The organism is Streptomyces sp. NPDC101165 (assembly GCF_044768135.1).
Lineage (GTDB): Bacteria > Actinomycetota > Actinomycetes > Streptomycetales > Streptomycetaceae > Streptomyces.
The window spans coordinates 45,281-64,876 of the sequence record NZ_JBIWPG010000001.1; the positions used below are offsets into that span (position 1 = coordinate 45,281).

Genomic DNA, 19,596 nt, shown 5'->3' on the forward strand with positions numbered 1-19,596 from the left:
ATCGTTCTTCAGAAGGAGTTGAGCATGGCCTACGTCATCGGACTGCCCTGCGTCGACGTCAAGGACCGCTCCTGCATCGACGAATGCCCTGTGGACTGCATCTACGAGGGGCAGCGCGCCCTGTACATCCATCCGGACGAATGCGTGGACTGCGGCGCCTGCGAACCGGTGTGCCCGGTCGACGCCATCTACTTCGAGGACGACCTGCCCGAGGAGTGGGGCGACGACCACGCGGCCTCCAACGCCGCCTTCTTCGAGGGCCTCGGCGAACCCGGCGGCGGCAGCGCCGTCGGCCCCCAGGAGCATGACTCGCCGCTGGTCAGCGCCCTGCCGAAGGGGGTGTCGGTGGCATGAGCGGCATCCTCGCCGGCAAGCGGATCCTGGTGACCGGGGTGGTCACGGACTCCTCCATCGCCTTCCATGTGGCCCGGATCGCCCAGGAGGAGGGCGCGGAGGTCCTGCTGACCGGCTTCGGCCGGCTGACCCTGATCGAGCGCTTCGCCTCCCGTCTGCCCAAGCCCGCCCCCGTCATCGAGCTGGACGTCACCGACCAGGGCCACCTGGACACCCTCGCCGACCGCATCGGCGAGCACGTCGACTCCCTGGACGGCGTCGTCCACTCCATCGCCTACGGCCCCCAGGGCGCCTTCTCCTTCCTGAACGGCACCTGGGACGACGTGTCGACGGCCGTGCACGTGTCGGCGTACTCCCTGAAGTCCCTCACCACGGCCTGCCTGCCGCTCCTGGAACGGCGCGGCGGCTCGGTCGTGGGCCTCACCTTCGACGCGACGGTCGCCTGGCCCCACTACGACTGGATGGGCGTGGCCAAGGCCGCCCTGGAGTCCACCAGCCGCTACCTCGCCCGCGACCTCGGCCCCCGCGGCATCCGCAGCAACCTCGTCGCGGCCGGCCCGCTGCGCTCCATGGCCGCCAAGTCCATCCCCGGCTTCTCGCAGCTGGCCGACGTCTGGGAGACCGAGCGGGCCCCGGCCGGCTGGGACCTCGCCGACCCGGATCCGGCCGCCCGCGCGGTCGTGGCCCTGCTGTCGGACTTCTTCCCGCGCACCACGGGCGAGGTCGTCCACGTGGACGGCGGGGTGCACATGATGGGCGCGTGAACCGCACAGGAAAGGGGCGGGAGTTGAGGTTGGATCCTCAACTCCCGCCCCTTTCCTGTGCGGTTACTCGGTCCCACCGCCCGGCAGGATGCGCCGGAAGCCGGTGTACGGGACCAGCGCCTCGGGCAGGACCACCGACCCGTCCTCCTGGACGCCCTGCTCCAGCAGCGCGGCGACCGTGCGGCCGATCGGGAGGGCCGAGCCGTTCAGGGTGGCCGCCGGGGTCTTGCGGCCGTCGGCGCGCTTGACCCGGATGTCGGCGCGGCGGGCCTGGAAGGTGTCGCAGTCGGAGACCGAGGAGATCTCCCGGTAGGAGCCGCCGCCCGGCAGCCAGACCTCGATGTCGTACGTCATCCGGGCCGAGAAGCCGATGTCGCCCGCGGGCAACAGGACCGTACGGAAGGAGAGTTCGAGGCGGCGCAGGCACTCCTCGGCCTGGGAGACCATCAGCTCCAGTTGCTCCTGGGCCTCCTCCGGGGCGCAGACGCGCACCAGTTCCACCTTCTCGAACTGGTGCAGCCGCAGGACGCCCCGCGTGTCACGGCCGTACGCCCCCGCCTCGGCACGGAAGCAGGGGGTGCGGGCGGTGAACGCGTACGGCAGCGTCCGGGCGTCCAGGAGCTGTCCGGCCACCAGGTTGGTCAGCGGGACCTCGGCGGTCGGGATCAGGAACAGTTCGCGGTCGCCGACCTGGGTGCGGAACAGGTCCTCCTCGAACTTGGGCAGCTGCCCGGTGCCGGTCATCGTGTCGCGGCTGACCAGGAACGGCACCGACTGCTCGGTGTAGCCGTGCTCGCGCGTGTGCAGGTCGAGGAAGAAGTCGCCGAGGGCCCTCTCGAGCCGGGCTCCGGCGCCGTGCGAGACGCTGAACCGGGCGCCGGAGAGCCCCGCGGCCGCGGGGGAGTCGAGGATGCCGAGGGCCTCGCCGATCTCCGCGTGGTGCCGGGCGCCGGCCGAGGGACGCGGGGCCGGACCACCGTGCCGTATCTCCACGGCCTCCTTCTCCGAGTCGCCGTCCGGGACCGTGTCCAGCGGGAGGTTGGGGACGCCCAGCAGCAGCTCAGTCAGCTCGCCGGCGGCCGTGCGGGCGGCGCCCTCCGCCTGCTGCACCTCGGCGCGCAGCGCCCGGGCGGCCTCCTTCTCCGCCTCGGTGGGCGGGCCGGAGCGGCGGGCCTTGGCGGTGCGGTTCAGCTCCGTGCGCAGCCGGGTCACCTCGGCCTGTGTGGCCGAGCGGGCGTGCAACGCGGTGCTCAGGGCGTCCAGATCGAGCGCGTAGCGGCGGCGGGCCAGGCGCCGTACGGCGTCCGGACCGGCCTCGATCAGCTCGTGGGGATCATGCATGGCGGTCTCCAGACAGGGCGGGGGAGGCTGCGGGGGACTGCTCCGGAACGGCGGTCGCGGTGTGCCGGGTGCCGAGGAGTCGGTAGCGGATCGGGTGGGCCGAGCGCAGGCGGGCCGCGTACAGGAGGCCGCCCAGGGCGACCAGCGGCAGCAGCCAGGGCAGCGCGGCGATGACCTTGGACGGGGAGCCGGTGAGCATGTCGAAGTTGCCGACCACCAGCCACACCGAGGCGGCGAGGCCGGCGAAGCCGAGCAGCGGGGCGAGCAGTTCCCGCCACCAGTTCCCGCCGCCGCCCCGCAGCCGCAGCCCGAGCACGGAGAGTGCGGCCAGTGCCTGCAGGGCGACGATGCCCAGGGTGCCGAGGCCGAGCATGCTGGTGGTCAGGTCGGCGTACGGGTCGAGACCGGCGACGGCGAACCCGGCCACGACCAGCGTGGTCAGCGCACTCTGCGCGAGGCTGGCCCGGTGCGGGGAGCGGTGCCGCGGGTGCTCGGCAGCCAGGCCGCGCGGCAGCAGACCGTCCTCGGCGAGCACCTGGGCGTAGCGGTTGGCGGCGCTGTGCAGGGCCAGCGTCGCCGCGAACAGGCTGGTGCAGAGCAGGACCTGGAGCCCGGTGCTGCCCGCCTTGCCGAGGAAGTCGTCGCCGAGGACGAAGAACAGGTCGCCCATCTGCTTGCCCGCGACCTCGCGCACCTTGTCACTGCCGACCGCGCCGACCGCCAGCCAGCTGGTGAGGGCGTAGAAACCGGCGATCAGGACGACGGCCGCGTAGGTGGCCCGGGGCACGCTGCGCCGCGGGTCCTTCGCCTCCTTGCCGTACAGGGCGGCCGACTCGAACCCGATGAAGGAGACGAACGCGAACATCAGCGAGACACCGACGCCGTGCCCGGTCGCGACGTGCGGGGAGAACGAGGCGGTGGGCAGCGCGTGCAGTCCGTGCCGGGCCAGGATCGCCACGTCCAGGGCGGCCAGCACGCCGATCTCGCCGAGCATCAGCAGGGCCAGCACCCGGGCGCTGAGCGCGATCTCCCGGTAGCCGAGCAAGGCCGTCAGCACCAGCCCGACGGCCGCGCACCACTCCCAGGACACCGCCGTCCCGTGGGCGGCGAAGACCAGGTGGGTGAAGTAGCCGAGCGCGCCGGCGAGGCCGATGGTCGCGCAGTTGTAGGAGAGCAGGGCGACATAGCCCGCGGCGACCGCGGGCGGTCGGCCGAGCCCGTCGGCCACGGAGGCGTAGAAGCCACCGGAGCCTCCGGTGCGACGGGCGCTCACCGCGTAGCCGACCGAGAAGCACAGCAGGGTGACCCCGGCGAAGAGGAACGCCGAGGGCACACCGGCTCCGTCACCGAAGGCGAACGCGAGCGGAACGGTGCCGACCATGGCGGAGAGCGGGGCCGCGGCGGCAACGATCAGGAAGAGGATGTGTCCGGTACCGAGCCGACCGGACTGGGGTGGAGAACCGCTGGTGGACATGGAGAACTCCAGAGCAGGGAAGAGGAGGGGGACGGGGAACAGCCGCCCGCAGAGACTTCTCGGCGGACGGCTGTTGAAGCGCCCCAAAGGGGCGCGGAGCCGTATCGACATGCGGCTCCGCCGCGCGGGCGCGACCAGCCCACGACGGCCCGCACCCGCCGAACAACAGAACTAGGCAGGTGCGATGGCGAGCGCAGTGTTCTGCCCACCGAATCCGAGCGAGTTGCTCAGTGCCAGGTCGATCGGCATCTCGGTGGCGGTCTGGGCCAACTTGACCTCGATCCGGGGATCGGGCATGACCAGGTTGGCAGTCGGCGGAATCAACTCGTGCTCCACGCTGAGCACAGCGAACGCGGCCTCGACCGCGCCGGCGGCACCCAGCAGATGACCGGTGACTCCCTTCGTGGAGGTGACCAACGGATCCCCGCGCAGGGTCCGCTGGATCATCCGGGCCTCCGACAGATCGTTCAACGGGGTCGAAGTCCCATGGGCGTTGACGTGCTGCACGTCGTCCGGATCGGCACCCGCATCGGCGAGAGCCGCCCGCACCGCGGCCTCGATCCCCGCACCGTCGGGATGCGGTGACGTCATGTGGTGCGCGTCGGCGGTCGCGCCGTACCCGATGATCCGGCCGTGGATGTGCGCACCGCGGGCGCGGGCGTCCGCGACACGCTCCATCACGAGGATCCCCGCGCCCTCACCGGCGACGAAGCCGTCGCGGTCCACGTCGAACGGGCGGGACGCGGCCGCCGGATCGTCGTGCCGCTTGGACAGCGCGCCCATCTGTGCGAACCCGGCCATGACCAGTGGGGTGATCATGGCCTCGCTGCCGCCCGCCAGCACGATGTCGCACCGGCCGAGCGCCAGCAGGTCCCGGGCGGTCCCGATGGCGGTCGCGCCCGAGGCGCAGGCGGTGGCCACCACCAGGTTGGGTCCGGTCGCCCCGAACTCGATGGCCGTCTGACCGGCCAGCATGTTCGGCAGCTGCATGGGCAGCAGGAGCGGCGACACCCGGTCGGCGCCGTGCTCGCGCAGCACATGGTGCTGTTCCTCGACCGTGCCCGGACCGCCGTCGGCGCAGCCCAGCACCACGCCCACGCGTGCGCCGTCCCAGGTCTGCGGGTCGAGGCCCGCGTCGGCCACCGCCTCGTGCGCGGCGACCAGCGCGAACTGCACGAACCTGTCCAGGCGGTGGGCCCGCCGTGCACTCAGCAGTGTCTCGGGGTCGAAGTCGGGTACCCGGCAGGAGATCTGTACGGGGTTGTCCGCCAGCACCGGATCGAGGGCGGCGGCCGGCCTGCCGTCGCAGACCGCCGCCCAGCTCGGCCCGACCCCGATACCGCCAGGGGTGACCAGGCCGAGCCCGGTGACGGCGATGTCCATCCCGGCCATCAGACCTTCGCGCTCCGCTCCTCCATGAGCCGGACCATGTCGCCCACGGTCTCGGCCTCCAGGAGATCGTCGTCGCTGATGTCCAGGTCCAGCTCGGACTTCAGCAGCAGCGACAGCTCCACCACGGCCAGCGAGTCCAGCTCGATGTCCTCCCGGGTGGCCTCCGGAGTGATCGACTCGGGCGACACCTTGAGCTTGTTGGACAGGATTTCCTTGAGCTGCTCCAGCATGTCGGTTCCTTTCGAAGGTGTACGCACCCCGCGTACCGCTGAATCGATATGAATGACTGACGTTCGGTCAGGTGGTGTGCAGCTCCGGCCAGATGACGGTGGCGGCACCCCAGGACAGGCCCCCGCCGAACGCGGTGAGCAGCACCCGGTGGCCCGCGGCGAGCCGGCCCTCGGCGGTGGCCTCGGCGAGCAGCAGCGGAATCGAGGCGGCGCCGGTGTTGCCGACCCGCGCGATGTTGCTCAGCTGCCGCTCGGCGGGGATGCCGAGCCGGTCCGAAACGGCCTCCAGGATCCGGGCGTTGGCCTGGTGCGCCGCGAAGCGGTCGACGTCGTCCAGCCGCCAGCCGGCCCGCTCGGCCGCCTCCGTGGACGCGGCGGTCATGTGCTCCACCGCGTGCCGGTAGGTGTCCCGGCCGAGCATCTGGAAGTAGTGGTCCTCCGGGGCGGCCGGCCGGCCGGTGGACCGCTGCCGGGAACCGCCCGCCGGGACCTCGATCAGATGGCTCAGCCCGCCGTCGCTGCCGAGCACCAGCGGGCCGATCGCACCGGGTTCACCGGCCGAGCCCGCGCGCAGCACCACCGCTCCCGCGCCGTCCGCGAAGATCACCGCGGTGGTGCGGTCCTCGGGGTTGATGATCGTGGTGAAGGCGTCCGCCGCGATCATCAGCACCCGGTCCGCGATCCCGGCCGCGATGAGGCCCGCGGCCGAGGCCAGGCCGTACAGGAACCCGGAGCAGACGGCCGCCACGTCGAAGGCGGGCACCTGCCCGAGCCCCAGCCGCGCGGCCACCTGCGGTGCGGTGGCCGGGCAGGGCTGGTCCGGGGTGGTGGTGGCCAGCACCACCGCCCCCACCTCCTCGTCACCCGCCGACTTCAGTGCCCTCAGGCCGGCCTCCGCCGCCAGATCGCCGGTGGAGGTGCCCGGGGAGATGAAGTTCCGCTCGGCGATCCCGGTGCGCGACCGGATCCAGGCGTCGGAGGTGTCGAGGCGGGCGGCCAGGTCGTCGTTGGTCACCACGTTGGGCGGGACGTACGACCCGATGCCGATGACGACCGCGGCCCGCCCGGTGCTCATGCGCCGGCCTCCGAGGCGAGGACGCCGAGGGGCAGGCCCATGTAGTCCATGCGGACCTCGGCCATCTCGTCGGTCCACTGCTCGGCCATGTCGTAGCGCTGTTCGGCGGTGGTGTCGAGCAGCCGGACCCCCGGCCAGATCTCGTAGTCCCCGATCTTGTCGGCGTGCTGGAACATGCCCTCCTGGAACAGTTCCTCGCGATGGATGACGAACTCCCGGTCCGGGATCTCGTCCCACAGCTTCACGCCCGCCCGCAGGATCTCCAGCAGCCGAGGCTTGTACTCCGGGTGCTCGATCACATGGTCGCGCAGGATGGTGCTGGCCACGGTGAGGTGGCGGATCTCGTCGATCGCGGTACCGCGCGAGATCTCGCCGGTCGCCGGGGACAGCGGGGTCCACTTGCGCTCGCTCAGCTCGGCCGCCGGGGCGAGCACGCCCTCGATGATGATGGCGAACACGGCGACCCCGCCCGGGAAGTCGGCCTGGTCGCGGACGATGTCCAGGGTGAAGTCCACCACCGGGTCCAGGACCCGCTTGCGGTAGTCCCGGGCCATCTCGTCGATGTCCTTGAGCAGCGTGGTCGCCGGGATGCCCAGCTCCACCAGGTGCTGGCGGAAGACCCGGGCGTGCCGGGCCTCGTCGATCAGCTGGGTGGCGTAGAACTCCATCTGCGGGATGCCGGGCGCGACGGAGACGTAGTGGCCGAGCAGCCGGGTGGCCAGCTCCTCCGCCAGTGCCCGGAAGCCGAACTCCAGGACCAGCGCCTCGCGTAACGGGCCCGGCGCCTTGAGGAAGTCCGGGGTGATCGCGTTCTCGTGGTGGCCGGTCACCCCGCGGTCGCGCAGCGTGCCCTGGGCCACCGAGGTGATCCAGTAGGCGAGGTCGCACTCCTCGGGGCCGAGGGTGAGTTCCTTCGCGCCGTCCAGCAGACCGGGTGCCTTCTCCCAGTCGGCCTCGGGTGCTACAGGTGCGGTCATGATGCGGCGGCCTCCTTCGCCGGGCGCAGGGAGCCGGCGAACAGCCCGCCGGCGTAACTGAACAGGGGGAGCCGCCCGTTGTCGGAGGTGGCGCGGACGACGTACCCGAGCAGCAGCTCGCTGTCGCCCGCATCGTGGGCGGAGTGGAACCGGCAGACGTAGTGCGCGAGCGCGCCCGCGATCAGCGGGGCGTGCGCGTACCGGTCCGCCGTCCAGGCAAGGCCCGCGAAGGCCTCGTCGCCGTCGGGCCGGCCGCTGTCGGCGAACCGCCGGGCCACGTCGGCCTGGTCGCCGCCGAGCACGTTGATCGCGAACCGGCCTTCGGCGGCGGCCAGCCGGGCGAAGGACGAGCCCGCCCGCAGCGCCACACCGACCAGCAGGGGCGAGCGCGAGACCAGGGTGACCGTGCTCGCGGTGGTGCCGTGCATCCGGTCCTCGGGCCCGGTGGTCAGCACCGACACCGGGGACGCCAGGTGGTACAGGGCCCGGCGGCGCTCGGCCGGGTCCTGCCGGACCGTCCGCCGTACGCCGGTCGCGGTGGTCATCGCACGGCCTCCGTCTCCCGCACGACCGGCCGCGCCGGGACGTGACCGACCGGCACCGGGTCCATGGCGTGCCCGACCGGCTTCGGGTGGGGCAGGCCCAGGTCGTCCAGCAGCCGCAGATAGCCCTCCTGGCGCACCGGCTCGAAGGGCAGCGCGAAGGACTTCATGAAGTTGCCGAACAGACCGCGGTCGCCGAACAGATGGAACGGCAGCACCAGCAGCGCCCACTCGGGCTTGACCAGCCAGCACCACAGCGCGGCCACCGCGCCCTGCGTGATGAGGCTGTGCATGACGTTGTAGAGGACGTAGTACGCCTTGTGGATCGGCCGGCCGCCGCTCTTCTTGAACGCGATGGCGCCGGGGATGTAGCCGATCAGGTCGATGTAGAGGAACAGTCCGAGCGCCGGCAGCCAGCGGATGTCGCCGAAGTGGTAGACGATCAGGCCGGTCGTGACGGCGAGGCCCACCAGATACTCGGCGCGGTGCAGCGAGTACGTGCGTGGTGTCTCGAAGGGGTTCGCCTGGTCCATGGTCAGCTCCTCGGCGGACTACTTGGCGCCGACCGCGGCGGGCTCGGTGAGCTGGATGCCGCCCTGGATCCGCACGGCCGGGTACAGCCCGGTCAGCGCCCAGGCGACGGTCTCCTTGATGACCCGCTCGGCGATCGGGTCGAGGATGCCCTCCAGGCTCGGGATGCCGAAGTCGAAGTCGGCGTCGAAGCGGACGGTGACGTCGGCGCCGTCCTGCCGGACCGACCAGGTCCCCGAGAAGGAGTCGAAGTCGCCGTCGGACTGCTCGAAGCGGATCTCGCCGCTCTCCGGCAGCACCGTGTCGTCCTCGGTCCAGCGCAGCAGGCCGCTGCGGAAGTGCAGCTCCCAGCTGGAGGAGGCCTTCGGGTCGGGGTAGGACGCGTGCACGGTGGTCGTGTTGACGTGGGGCGCGAGGTCCGGGTACTTCTCCCAGCGCCGTACGGCGTGCAGGACCGTTTCGGCCTGCTCCGCGGGTATCAGGGCATCGAGTTCGACGTGCCGCACGATCAGTTACCGCCTTCCGGCATCTTGGCCGCGCCCCGGATGAGGTCGCGGGTGGCCAGGTCGAAGGAGTTGACGAGGAAGTCCACGTCGGTGTCGTCCAGCACGGCGGGCGGCGTGAACCGCACCACCGAGCTGCCGTTCATGGAGTGGTTGGCGACCACGCCGTGGTTGAACAGTTCGATCAGCAGCTCGCCGGCCAGACCGGCCTCCACGAGCTCCACGCCGATGAGCAGGCCCCGGCCGCGCACGTCCACCACCAGGTCGGGGATGTTGCGGTGGGCGACCTCCGCGATCCGCGGCAGCAGCCGGGCACCGAGGTCCATGGCCCGGGTGACCAGGCGCTCCTCCTTGACGGCCCGGATCGCGCCCTGCACCGCGGCCATCAGCACCGGCTGGCCGGAGAAGGTGGCGGTGTGGACGTACGGGTCCTTGTCGAAGGGGCGGAACGCCTTGCGGGTGGCGACGGCCGCCGACACCGGCATCACCCCGCCGCCGAGCGCCTTGCCGGTGAGCAGGACGTCCGGGACGACGCCCTCGATGTCGGCGCCCCACCACTCGCCGAGCCGCCCGAAGCCGGACTGCACCTCGTCGAGGATGAGGAAGCCCTCGTACTCGCGGACCAGCTCCTCGACCCGCTTGAGGTAGCCCTTCGGCGGGAGGATCACCCCGCCCTCGCCCTGCACCGGCTCCAGGATCACGCACACCTCGCCCGGATGCGCCCGCAGTTCCGCCTCCAGGGCGTCCGCGTCGCCGAACGGCAGGTGCTGGAAGTCGGGCACGAGCGGGCGGAACGGCGCCTGGTAGACGTCCTTCGCGGTCGCCGACAGGGCGCCCAGCGTCTTGCCGTGGTAGCCGCCACGCATCGAGATGGTGCGCTTGAAGCCGCCCGCGCGGGCCAGCTTCAGGCCGGTCTCCACCGCCTCCGCGCCGGACAGCGCGAAGTGCACGCGGTCCAGTCCGGGCGGCAGCACCGAGACCAGGGCCTCGGCGGCGCGGGCCACTGTCGGCTCCAGCAGGATGCGGGTCGCGGTGGGGTGGGTGCGCAGCTGGCGCTCCACCTCCTCCATGACGATCGGGTGCCGGGCGCCCATGATGAACACGCCGTAGCCGCCCGCGTTCAGGAAGCGCTCACCGTCGCTGGTGGTGAGCCAGGCGCCCTCCGACGCCACCTCCATGTGACTGCCGAACAACTCGGCAAGCGTGGCCCGGCCCTTGCTGAGATGGGCCCGGTACAGGTGGAGAATCTCCGCCTCGTCGACGACGGCCGACGCCGCCGGCGCTCCGGGCGATTCCTGAATGACGGTCACGTGTCGCTCACTCCAAAGGGTTGGGTGGGGAGGAGCGCCCCAAAGGGGCGCGGGGAACTGCGCGACCAGCCGCTGACGGCCCGCAGTCGCCCACTCGGCTCTATCGCCCGAGCTCTACGCCAGAACCAGCGGCCCCCCGCCGAAATAGGCAAGCAGCGGCTCCGCGGCAGCGATACGAGACGGCGGATGAAAGGCCAACGCCCGAGTAGCGGCAGCGATCTGCGCACTTGCAGCGCAGCTGATGAAGTCCAGCCCCCCGAGCAGCTCCAGCGCACGGGCCACGATGCCCGGCAGCGCGTTCTGCACGGCGTAACGGGCAACAAGCACCCGCGCCACCGACTCCTCGTCACCGGGCTCGGGACCGGTCCCGCGGGCCACGCCCTCCAACAGGGCGAGGGCTGCCTCCATGTCTACGGCGAGAGCCGCTCGCTCCTCGACGCTGCCCCGCTGTCGTTCCAGCACCTGCTCCACCAGCGCGGCGGCGGAGCCCGCGTACCCGGCGGAGATCAGCATCTCGAACCAGACGAACCCGGCCGACTGCAGGTCGTCGAGGCGGGTGGGGTCGTCGGCGCCGGCCCGGACGACCATCTCGGCCGGGACGAACACGTCCTCCAGGCGCACCTCGTCGCTCTCCGCGCCGGCCAGCAGGTCGTTGCCCCAGAACGGGTGCACGGACATGCCGGGCGCGTCGGACGGCACCAGGGCGAGCGCCAGCTCCGGCTCGCCGCCCTCCTCGCCGTGGATGGCGATGGACGCGGTGAGCAGGCTCATCGAAAGGGAGAGGCTGCACGGCTTCTTCGAACCGGACAGCAGGAACCCGCCCTCGACCGGACGCGCGGTCACGGCCGGCTTCAGGATGTTCTGCGCGGTACGGCCCTCGGCCCAGCCGGACGCCAGCACCTGCTGGTCCGGCACGATCCGGTGCAGCAGCTCGGTCTGCGCGGCGGTGAGCCGGCCCGACTTGACCGCCAGCGAGTACAGCATGGCGGCGGTGAAGTGGTGCATGGACACGGCCGCGACCAGCGACGGCGAGAGCGCGCCGAGGGCGAGCTGGACCCGCAGCGCCTCGAGCGGGGCGGCGCCGTGGCCGCCGTAGGCCTCGGGTATCAGCAGACCGACTCCGCCGTGGATACGGAACAGGTCGATCACCGGGCTGCCGGGCCGCTCCCGCTCGGCATACGGAATCTGCTCCAGCTCCTTGAGCAGTCCGGGGTGGAACCGCTCGCAGACGGTCCGGGCAGCATCGAGGGAACGCACGGGAAACCTCCGCAGGACTGGGTGTGGTCAGGCGCCGAAGACCGCGTCGTACGGGCTCACGTCGCGGGCGATGCTGACTCCCTGGACGTGGGAGGTCTTGAGCATCGGGTAGTTGGCCTCGCCGAAGGCGCCGCCGGTGCGGCCGGTGCCGCCGTGGCTGGGCAGGTACGGCAGGAAGCCGATGTGGGAGTCGTTGACCTTGAGCAGGCCGCCGTTGACCACGCGGCGCACGAAGGTCTCGATGACGTGGTCCGAGCGCGACCACAGGGAGTTGCGCAGCCCGTAGTCGTTGCTGTTGACGAACTGCAGGAATGCCTCGAGGAGAGCGTCGTCGTTGTCGCGTTCGGCGACCACGATCGGGATCAGCGGGAAGAACGTCTCCTCGCGGACCACGTCGAAGGTCCGGGCCCGGTCCAGGCCGTCCACCCGCACCACCGTCGGCTGCAGGAAGACACCCGTCTCGGACACCGTGCCGTCGACCTCGGTGCGGTTGCCGCCGGTGACCAGCTCGGCGCCGTTGTCCATCGCCTGCCGCAGCAGCCGGAAGAACCGCTCGCTGCGCCGCACCGGCGACAGCAGCACGTCCTCCTCCTCGGGCAGGCCCGGCCTGATGCCCTTGACCTGCTCCTTGACCTCCGCGATCAGCGCCTCGGCGATCTCGGGGTGGACCAGCACGTAGTTGGGCACCATGCAGATCTGCCCGGAGCCGTAGAACGACTCGGTGATGGCCTCGGCCGCCCACTTCACGTCGGCGTCCTTCCAGACCACGATGCCGTCGTTGCCGGCGAGTTCGAGGATCGGCTTCTTGCCGTGCGCCACGCACTGCTGCTCGAAGCGCAGACCCTCCTGGCTGCCGCCGATGTAGAAGATGTCGTTGATCAGCGGGTCGGCGATCCAGCGGTCCATGGTCTGCTTCGGGTTGGAGCACACCGCGTTGAGCACACCGGCCGGCGCGTCGATCTCCTCCAGCAGCGGGGCGACGATGTCGCGCAGCAGCCACATGGTGGACAGCGCGATGCTGCGGGGCGCCCGCACCACCACGGCGTTGCCGGCCATGAGGGCCAGCACGCACAGGGCGGTGCTGGGCAGCGGGGCGTTCTGCGGCGGGTTGAAGGCGACCACGCCGTCCGGCTGACGGTGCAGGATCAGCTTGCGGCCGTTGTACTCCTTCTCGACCCGCATCTGCTTCAGGTACCAGCGCAGGGAGCCCGGGGCGTAGATCTGCAGCAGGCAGCTCAGCTCCCAGCGGGCCAGCTTCACGGGGTGGGACTCGGCGACCAGCATGCGCAGGAACTCGTCCTGGTGCTTGATCAGTTCCTCGCGGAAGCGGGTGCCCAGCTGCATCCGCCGCTCCAGCGGTACGGCCGCCCAGTCGGGGGCGGCCGCGGCGGCCGCCTGGGTGGCCAGGTCGATGGCGGAGTCGTCCGCGATCGCGCAGCGCCCGACGACATAGGGGTGCTTGGCCGCGTCGGATTCGGGGTCCTGTTCCAGCGAGCGCTTCAGGGTCACGCTGGTGAACACGTCTTCCAGCAGGGACCGCCCGCTGACGGTGTAGACCCACCCGTCCCCGGCGACGTCCTTGCCCGCGATGTAGAGGTCGTAACTCTTCAATCCGGAAGGTGCCTCAGCACTCTCCTCCTGCGCGGCTTCGCGAAGCATCTTCAGCCTTTCGGATATGGCGTGTGGATTTCTTGAAGCAATGCGAGCCTGACAGCGGAATCTGACCCCGCGCTGACACGTGACTGACCGCGCCGATCAAGCCACGGGAGCGCTCTCGGAGCTGTCAGCGGGGCGTCAGCCGGCCTTGCTTGCATGGCCGCATGCCACCTGTCGACAGCACGATCCAGCGGTTGCGCGATCTGCCGCGCAGTGAACTCGCCGAAGAAATCGAGTCAATCGTCCTGGTGAAATTCAAGGCAGTACTTCTCATGGACGATTCCGAGGATCTCCCCCTCGACATCAGCTATTTCGATCTCGGCCTCACCTCGCTGCGGCTGACCGAGATACGACAGAGCCTGGAGCAGCTCCTGGACCTGTCGATCAACGTCAACGTGCTCTTCAACGAGCCGACGATCGCCCACCTCGTGGACCACCTGACCCAGGCCATCCAGGAAGCTTGAGGAGTCGCTCCATGCCGCGTACGGAATCAGAGCAGGCGCCCGAGCCGGTCGCGATCGTCGGAATCGGTCTGCGGTTCCCCGGCGGCAGCGGCTCGCCCGACGAGTTCGACGCCTTCCTGCGGGAGGGCCGCAGCGGGATCGGACCGATCCCCCGGGACCGCTGGGACGTCGACGCGTTCACGCCCGAGGGCCCCGACGACAAGGGCAAGATCCGCGCCTCGGGCGGCGGGTTCCTGGACCGCATCGACCTCTTCGACGCCGGCTTCTTCAACATCTCCCCGAAGGAAGCCCGGTACATGGACCCCCAGCAGCGGCTGCTGCTGGAGACCGCCTGGCAGGCCCTGGAGCACGCGGGCATCGACCCGGCACCGCTGCGCCGCGGCAACGGCGGCGTGTACATCGGCGCCAGCTCCATCGACTACGCACTCGAACTGGACTCACTGCCCTACGAGGAGCTGGACGGCCATCTGGCGTCCGGCATCACCATGTTCCCGCTGTCCGGCCGCCTCTCCTACTTCCTCGGCTGGCGCGGCCCGAGCATGAGCGTCGACACCGCCTGCTCGTCCTCGCTGGTCGGACTGCACCTCGCGGTGCAGGCACTGCGCGCCGGCGAGACCGACATCGCGCTGTGCGGCGGCGTCAACGCCCTGCACCACCCGCGCATCCCGGTGATGTTCTCCAACGCGCAGATGCTCTCCCCGGACGGGCAGTGCAAGACCTTCGACGAGGCCGCCGACGGCTACGCGCGCGCCGAGGGCTGCGGCATCGTCGTCCTCAAGCGGCTCGCCGACGCCGAGCGGGACGGCGACCGGATCCTCGCCCTGGTACGCGGCACCGCCGTCGGCCAGGACGGCGACAGCGCCGGTCTGACCGTGCCCAACGGCCCCGCCCAGGAGAAGGTCATCCGCAGCGCGCTGGCCGCCGCCCACCTCGCGCCCGAGGACATCCAGTACGTCGAGGCGCACGGCACCGGCACCCCGCTCGGCGACCCCATCGAGTTCGGTGCCATCGGCGACGTGTTCGTCGACTCCCACACCAAGGACCGGCCGGTGCTGGTCGGTTCGGTGAAGACCAACCTCGGTCACATGGAGCCCGCCTCCGGCATCGTCGGTGTCATCAAGACCGTCCTCCAGCTGCGCGCGGGCACGATCTACCCGCACATCAACCTCAACACCCCCTCGGGACGCATCCCCTGGGACCTCTACCCGGTTCGGGTCCCGACGGCCTGCGAGCCCTGGGAGGCCGAGGTCCGGCGCGGGGTCGTCAACAGCTTCGGCTTCGCCGGCACCATCGGCGCGGTCGTGCTGGAGCAGGCCCCCGAGCCGGCCGAGCAGCTCTCCGAGGGCGGGGCCGCACCGGTGTTCACCCTGTCCGCGAAGAACGCCGCTGCGCTGCGCGAACTGGCCGCCGAATACCGAGAGTTGGTCGACGAGCGGCCCCTGCCGGCGCTCTGCCACAGCGCCAACACCACCCGGGCCCACCACCCCTACCGCGTCGCCGCGCCCGTCGCCGACCGCGCCGCGCTCGCCCGGCTCCTGGACCAGGCCGCCGAGGCCGAGCACGAGGGGCCCTCCGGCATCCGCAAGACCGCGTTCATGTTCACCGGCCAGGGCTCCCAGTACGCCGGTATGGGCGCCGCCCTCTACGCGGCCCTCCCCGTCTTCCGCGCCCAGGTCGACGCGTGCGACCTGCTGTTCGCCGAACACCTCGGCCGCTCGGTGCGCGAGCTGCTGCTCGGCACCGCCGCCGACCCCGAGGCGATCGACCGCACCGAGTACACCCAGCCCGCCCTGTTCACCCTGGAGTACGCCCTCGCCCAGCAGTGGATGGCCTGGGGCGTGCGCCCGAACGTGCTCATCGGGCACAGCATCGGCGAGGTCGTCGCCGCCGCCGTGGCCGGCCTGTTCAGCCTGGCCGATGCGGTCACGCTGGTCGCCGCCCGGGCCCGGCTGATGCAGGCCGTGCGCACCGAGGGCGGCATGGCCGCCGTCGCCGCCCCCGTCGAGGAGGTCGTCCCCCTGCTGGAGGGCCGCACCGACCTGGCCCTGGCCGGAGTCAACGCCCCCGACCAGACGGTGATCTCCGGTGCCACCGCCGCACTGGACGAGGTCGTGGGCATCCTGGAGGACAGGGGCGTCCGCGTCGACCGCCTCAAGGTCTCGCACGCCTTCCACTCCCCGCTGATGGCCGAGGTCTACGACGACTTCCGCGCCGCCCTCGACGGCATCACCTTCCACGAGCCGAAGATCAGCCTCATCTCCAACGTCACCGGACGCCTCGCCCGGTTCCGCGAGATCGGCGACCCCGACTACTGGGTGCGGCACATCGGCGAACCCGTCCGCTTCCTCGACGGCATCCGGGCCGTCGCCAAGCGCGGCCGGCACGCCCTGATCGAGATCGGCCCGCAGGCCGGGCTCACCGCGCTCGCCCGGCGCGGGGTCACCGTCGAGGACCACCTGTGGCTGGCCAGCCTGCGCCGCCGCGACACCACCACCTCGACCACCCTCACCGCACTCGCCGACTACTACGCGGCAGGCCTCGGCGTCTCCTGGACCGACTACCACGCCGGTCACCCCGTGCCCGCACGCGTGGACCTGCCGACGTACGCCTTCCAGCGCAAGCGCTACTGGCTGCCCACCGCCACGCCCCGCAGGGCGGCCGCGAACGGCACCGCCCGGCACCTGCTGCTCGGCATCGAGGAGCGGTTCGCCAGCGGAGTAAGGGAGTTCAACGCGGAGTTCACCACCGAGGAACTCGGCGCGCTCGCCGACCTCGCCGACGGCGGCCGTACCGTCCTGCCCGCCGGCGCCTATGTGGACCTGCTGCTCGCCGTGCAGGACGCGGTCCAGGGTCACGCCCGCTCCGCCGTCCGCGACCTGAGGCTGCTCGCCCCGCTGGAGCTGCCCGCCGAGACGCTGACCGCGCTGACCACCCGCTGGCGGCCGCGCCCGGGCGGCGGCGCCGAGGTCGAGGTGTTCACGGTCGTCGGCGGCGAGGAGAACCTGCACGCCACCGCCGTCGTCGCCGCCGAGCGCGAACCTCTGGTCCCCGTCTCGGAGCTGGCCGAGCTGGACGCCACGCTGGCCCCGGCCGGACAGCAGATCGACGACGAGGACATCTACACCGACCTCGCCTCCGTCGGCCGCCCGCAGGGACCCCGGATGCGGCTGCTGCTGCGCGCCGCCCGGCACGGCGACGGCCTGGTCACCGGCGAGCTGACCGGCCGCGACGCCACCGCCGTCGAGCACGTCCCGGCGGAACTGCTGGAGGCCGCGGTGCAGGCCCTGGTCGTCCTCGACCCCGAGGGCCCGGTGTTCGTGCCGCGCGAGATCGCCTCCGTACGGCACTTCCGCAAGCCGCGCGGCGAGAACCTGCGTGTTCTCGCCCGGGTCCGCGGCGAGCAGGACCGGCGCCTGGCCGACGTGCTGCTGCTGGAGAACGGCGATCCGGTCGCCGAGCTGCTCGGTGTCCGCATGGCCCGGCCCGAGGGCCGCGGTGGCCGCCGTCAGTTCCTGCACCGCCCCGACTGGGTGCGCCGGGCACTGCCCGCCAAGGAGCACGCACCGGCCCGGCACGTCGTCCTGCTCGACCCGTCCGCGGTCCGCGCCGCCGAACTCGCCGCCGAGCCCGGTCTGAAGGTCACCTGGCTGCCCGACCTGACCGACCTCAAGGCCGCCCTGGAGGACCCCACCGTCACCGACGTCTGCCGGATCTGGCGGCAGCGCCCGGCGCCGATGTCCGACGGCAGGCTGCGGGTGGAGTGCGAGGACAACTACCGCGAACTCCTCACTCTGGTAGGCGCGTTGGACGCCTCCGGTGCCACGCGGCCGCCCCGGCTGTGGCTGGTCACCGAGGGCGCGCAGTGGCTCCCCGGAGACCCGGCCGGCGACGGCGGACACCTCGGCGCCGCCACCCTGTGGGGCTTCGGGCGGGTGCTGCTGACCGAGTACCCGCAGTACCGGACGACGCTGGTGGACCTCGCCCCGGGCAGTGGCCTCGCCCCGCTCGCGGACGAGTGGCGCAGCGAGCCGCCCGGCGAGTACCAGGTCGCCCACCGCCCCGGCCGCCGGTATGTGCGCCGGCTGCTCGCCGGTGACTCGACCCTCACCTGGACCGGCGGCTTCGAACTGCGGGCCCCCGACTCCGGTGACCTGTCCGACCTGGCGCTGGTCTCGGTCACCGAGCGGGCGCCCGAGGCCGGGGAGGTCCAGGTCCGCGTGCACGCCGTCGGTCTGACCGCCGAGGACGCCCGCACCGCTCTGGACACGGGACGCGCCGAACGCGCGGAGGAGGAGGCGGGCGTGGAGGAACCGCCGCCGTTGCTGGGCCAGTTGGCCCGTGGCGCGGTCTTCGCCGCCGCCGACGGCACCGGCTTCACAGCCGGCGACGAGGTCCTCGTCCGGCACGACGGCACCTTCCGTTCCACGCTCACCGTGCCCGCGGTGGCCGTCGTCCACGCCACCGGCTCCGACGACACCGCGTCCCGCTTCCGGCTGGACGAGACCGGCGAGGCCCTGCGCACCGCCCTGTCCGACCCCGCCGGACGCGCCTGGGTGACGCTTCCCGAGGACCCGGCGCAGGAGCAGACCGACCAGGTCGACGAGGGGCCGGCCGGGCTCCGCGCCGACCGCACCTACCTGGTCACCGGCGGTCTCGGCGGCCTCGGCCTGGTCACCGCCCGCAAGCTGGTCGCGCTCGGCGCCCGGCACCTGACCCTGGTCAGCCGCAGCGGCCGGGCCACCGAGGAGGCCTCACCGGTCCTCGCGGACCTGGCCGCCGACGCCGAGATCGACGTCGTACGCGCCGACGTCTCTCGCTCGGAGGACGTCCAGCGCCTGGTGCGGCACCTCGCGGCGGGCCCGTACCCGCTCGGCGGGATCGTGCACGCGGCCGGCTCCTACGACAAGAAGCTGATCTCCGAGCTGACCTGGGAGTCGATCGACGCCCAGCTGGCGGCGAAGGCGTACGGCGGCTGGCTGCTGCACGAGGCGGCCGAGGAGTCCTTCCCCGAGCTGGAGTTCTTCGTCACCTACTCCTCCATCGCCTCCGTCCTCGGCGGCGCGACCCAGGGCCACTACGCCGCCGCCAGCGCCGGGCTCGACGCACTCGCCGAGTGGCGCAGCCGGCGCGGGGTGCCGGGTCTCTCGGTCAACTGGGGCGCCTGGGCCCGGGTCGGCATGTCGGCCCGCCTGGAGGAGCACCTCAGCCAGGAGATCGAGCGCAGCGGCGTCCGCTTCTTCTCCCCGACCCGGGCCCTGGACACCCTGGCCCGGCTGTGGGGGCGGCCGCGCACCCAGCGGATCGTGGGCGAGTTCGACTGGGACCGCTATGTGGCGGGCAGCGTCACCGGCGACCTGTTCTACGACCGGCTCGCCCGGCAGACCCCCGACGACGACGGCACCGGCCTCGACCTCACGGCACTGGCCGCGCTGCCCGCGGCCGAACGCCTGGCCGCCGTCACCGGCGTGGTCCGCGAGAAGGTCGGCGTCGTCCTGCACCTGGAGGAGGGCGACGAGCTGGACGTGTCCACCGAGTTCGTGTCGCTGGGCCTGGACTCCCTGATGGCCCAGCAGGTCAAGGCCGCACTGGAGCAGGCGTTCCGGCTGCCCCTGCCGGCCTCCCTCACCCAGGACCACCCCACGGTCCGTGCGCTGGCCCAGTTCGTCGACGGTCAGCTCGGTCCGGTACCGGCAGCGTGACAGAGCTGGGGGGCGTCCTCGACAGGG

General features: G+C 71.9%; 16 protein-coding genes. 4 read left to right on the top strand and 12 right to left on the bottom strand.

What is annotated here, in order from left to right; genetic code table 11:
• Positions 1–24: 24 nt before the first annotated feature.
• Positions 25–354 carry a ferredoxin gene (gene fdxA / locus ACIRVH_RS00225; RefSeq protein WP_403946920.1) on the top strand — a complete coding sequence of 110 codons (330 nt, stop codon included), beginning with the start codon at positions 25–27 and terminating at the stop codon, positions 352–354.
• Positions 351–1,118 (top strand): enoyl-ACP reductase FabI, encoded by a 768-nt coding sequence (gene fabI, locus ACIRVH_RS00230; protein WP_403946922.1) that lies wholly within the window; start codon positions 351–353, stop codon positions 1,116–1,118. The genes fdxA and fabI overlap by 4 nt, the downstream gene beginning before the upstream one ends.
• A 63-nt stretch (positions 1,119–1,181) precedes the next feature.
• Here the strand turns inward: fabI and serS are convergent, their stop codons facing one another.
• From serS to ACIRVH_RS00290, 12 genes are all read right to left on the bottom strand, one after another.
• Positions 1,182–2,459 carry a serine--tRNA ligase gene (gene serS / locus ACIRVH_RS00235; RefSeq protein ID WP_403946924.1) on the bottom strand — a complete coding sequence of 426 codons (1,278 nt, stop codon included), beginning with the start codon at positions 2,457–2,459 and terminating at the stop codon, positions 1,182–1,184.
• Positions 2,452–3,933 (bottom strand): APC family permease, encoded by a 1,482-nt coding sequence (locus ACIRVH_RS00240; RefSeq protein WP_403946926.1) that lies wholly within the window; start codon positions 3,931–3,933, stop codon positions 2,452–2,454. The genes serS and ACIRVH_RS00240 overlap by 8 nt, the downstream gene beginning before the upstream one ends.
• A gap of 171 nt (positions 3,934–4,104) precedes the next feature.
• The gene (locus ACIRVH_RS00245; RefSeq protein WP_403946927.1) at positions 4,105–5,325 is read right to left on the bottom strand and encodes a beta-ketoacyl-[acyl-carrier-protein] synthase family protein; all 1,221 of its coding nucleotides are present in this window, start codon (positions 5,323–5,325) and stop codon (positions 4,105–4,107) included.
• Entirely contained in the window at positions 5,325–5,555 is a 231-nt protein-coding gene (locus ACIRVH_RS00250; RefSeq protein WP_020942802.1) for a phosphopantetheine-binding protein, read from the bottom strand. The genes ACIRVH_RS00245 and ACIRVH_RS00250 overlap by 1 nt, the downstream gene beginning before the upstream one ends.
• Positions 5,556–5,622: 67 nt before the next feature.
• Positions 5,623–6,630, bottom strand: a complete 1,008-nt coding sequence (locus tag ACIRVH_RS00255) for a beta-ketoacyl-ACP synthase III (protein ID WP_403946929.1) — start codon at positions 6,628–6,630, stop codon at positions 5,623–5,625.
• Positions 6,627–7,607, bottom strand: coding sequence for a VlmB-like protein (locus ACIRVH_RS00260; RefSeq protein WP_403946931.1), 981 nt, complete (start codon positions 7,605–7,607; stop codon positions 6,627–6,629). Before ACIRVH_RS00260 ends, ACIRVH_RS00255 begins: the two co-directional genes overlap by 4 nt.
• Positions 7,604–8,152, bottom strand: a complete 549-nt coding sequence (locus tag ACIRVH_RS00265; protein WP_403946932.1) for a flavin reductase family protein — start codon at positions 8,150–8,152, stop codon at positions 7,604–7,606. Before ACIRVH_RS00265 ends, ACIRVH_RS00260 begins: the two co-directional genes overlap by 4 nt.
• Entirely contained in the window at positions 8,149–8,682 is a 534-nt protein-coding gene (locus tag ACIRVH_RS00270; RefSeq protein ID WP_386575742.1) for a hypothetical protein, read from the bottom strand. Before ACIRVH_RS00270 ends, ACIRVH_RS00265 begins: the two co-directional genes overlap by 4 nt.
• Before the next feature lie 18 nt (positions 8,683–8,700).
• A complete protein-coding gene (locus tag ACIRVH_RS00275; RefSeq protein WP_403946934.1) occupies positions 8,701–9,186 on the bottom strand; it encodes a type II toxin-antitoxin system RatA family toxin in 486 nt (161 codons plus the stop codon).
• Positions 9,187–9,188: 2 nt separating this feature from the next.
• Positions 9,189–10,493 (bottom strand): aspartate aminotransferase family protein, encoded by a 1,305-nt coding sequence (locus ACIRVH_RS00280; RefSeq protein ID WP_403946936.1) that lies wholly within the window; start codon positions 10,491–10,493, stop codon positions 9,189–9,191.
• Positions 10,494–10,607: 114 nt separating this feature from the next.
• Positions 10,608–11,750 carry an acyl-CoA dehydrogenase gene (locus ACIRVH_RS00285; protein WP_403946938.1) on the bottom strand — a complete coding sequence of 381 codons (1,143 nt, stop codon included), beginning with the start codon at positions 11,748–11,750 and terminating at the stop codon, positions 10,608–10,610.
• Positions 11,751–11,777: 27 nt separating this feature from the next.
• Positions 11,778–13,409 (bottom strand): aldehyde dehydrogenase family protein, encoded by a 1,632-nt coding sequence (locus tag ACIRVH_RS00290; RefSeq protein ID WP_403946940.1) that lies wholly within the window; start codon positions 13,407–13,409, stop codon positions 11,778–11,780.
• A 161-nt stretch (positions 13,410–13,570) separates the two neighbouring features.
• Between ACIRVH_RS00290 and ACIRVH_RS00295 the strand changes: the two genes are divergently transcribed.
• Together ACIRVH_RS00295 and ACIRVH_RS00300 are read left to right on the top strand one after the other, a co-directional pair.
• Positions 13,571–13,870: an acyl carrier protein gene (locus ACIRVH_RS00295; protein ID WP_403946942.1), complete on the top strand. Its 300-nt coding sequence runs from the start codon at positions 13,571–13,573 to the stop codon at positions 13,868–13,870.
• Positions 13,871–13,881: 11 nt separating this feature from the next.
• Positions 13,882–19,569, top strand: a complete 5,688-nt coding sequence (locus ACIRVH_RS00300) for an SDR family oxidoreductase (protein ID WP_403946944.1) — start codon at positions 13,882–13,884, stop codon at positions 19,567–19,569.
• Positions 19,570–19,596 lie beyond the last annotated feature (27 nt).

What these genes read in the sequence shown, in the direction of transcription:
- fdxA (WP_403946920.1), top strand. Translation starts at nt 25, where the DNA reads ATGGCCTACGTCATCGGACTGCCCTGCGTCGACGTCAAGGACCGCTCC.
- fabI (WP_403946922.1), top strand. Translation starts at nt 351, where the DNA reads ATGAGCGGCATCCTCGCCGGCAAGCGGATCCTGGTGACCGGGGTGGTC.
- serS (WP_403946924.1), bottom strand. Translation starts at nt 2,459, where the DNA reads ATGCATGATCCCCACGAGCTGATCGAGGCCGGTCCGGACGCCGTACGG.
- ACIRVH_RS00240 (WP_403946926.1), bottom strand. Translation starts at nt 3,933, where the DNA reads ATGTCCACCAGCGGTTCTCCACCCCAGTCCGGTCGGCTCGGTACCGGA.
- ACIRVH_RS00245 (WP_403946927.1), bottom strand. Translation starts at nt 5,325, where the DNA reads ATGGCCGGGATGGACATCGCCGTCACCGGGCTCGGCCTGGTCACCCCT.
- ACIRVH_RS00250 (WP_020942802.1), bottom strand. Translation starts at nt 5,555, where the DNA reads ATGCTGGAGCAGCTCAAGGAAATCCTGTCCAACAAGCTCAAGGTGTCG.
- ACIRVH_RS00255 (WP_403946929.1), bottom strand. Translation starts at nt 6,630, where the DNA reads ATGAGCACCGGGCGGGCCGCGGTCGTCATCGGCATCGGGTCGTACGTC.
- ACIRVH_RS00260 (WP_403946931.1), bottom strand. Translation starts at nt 7,607, where the DNA reads ATGACCGCACCTGTAGCACCCGAGGCCGACTGGGAGAAGGCACCCGGT.
- ACIRVH_RS00265 (WP_403946932.1), bottom strand. Translation starts at nt 8,152, where the DNA reads ATGACCACCGCGACCGGCGTACGGCGGACGGTCCGGCAGGACCCGGCC.
- ACIRVH_RS00270 (WP_386575742.1), bottom strand. Translation starts at nt 8,682, where the DNA reads ATGGACCAGGCGAACCCCTTCGAGACACCACGCACGTACTCGCTGCAC.
- ACIRVH_RS00290 (WP_403946940.1), bottom strand. Translation starts at nt 13,409, where the DNA reads ATGCTTCGCGAAGCCGCGCAGGAGGAGAGTGCTGAGGCACCTTCCGGA.
- ACIRVH_RS00295 (WP_403946942.1), top strand. Translation starts at nt 13,571, where the DNA reads ATGCCACCTGTCGACAGCACGATCCAGCGGTTGCGCGATCTGCCGCGC.
- ACIRVH_RS00300 (WP_403946944.1), top strand. Translation starts at nt 13,882, where the DNA reads ATGCCGCGTACGGAATCAGAGCAGGCGCCCGAGCCGGTCGCGATCGTC.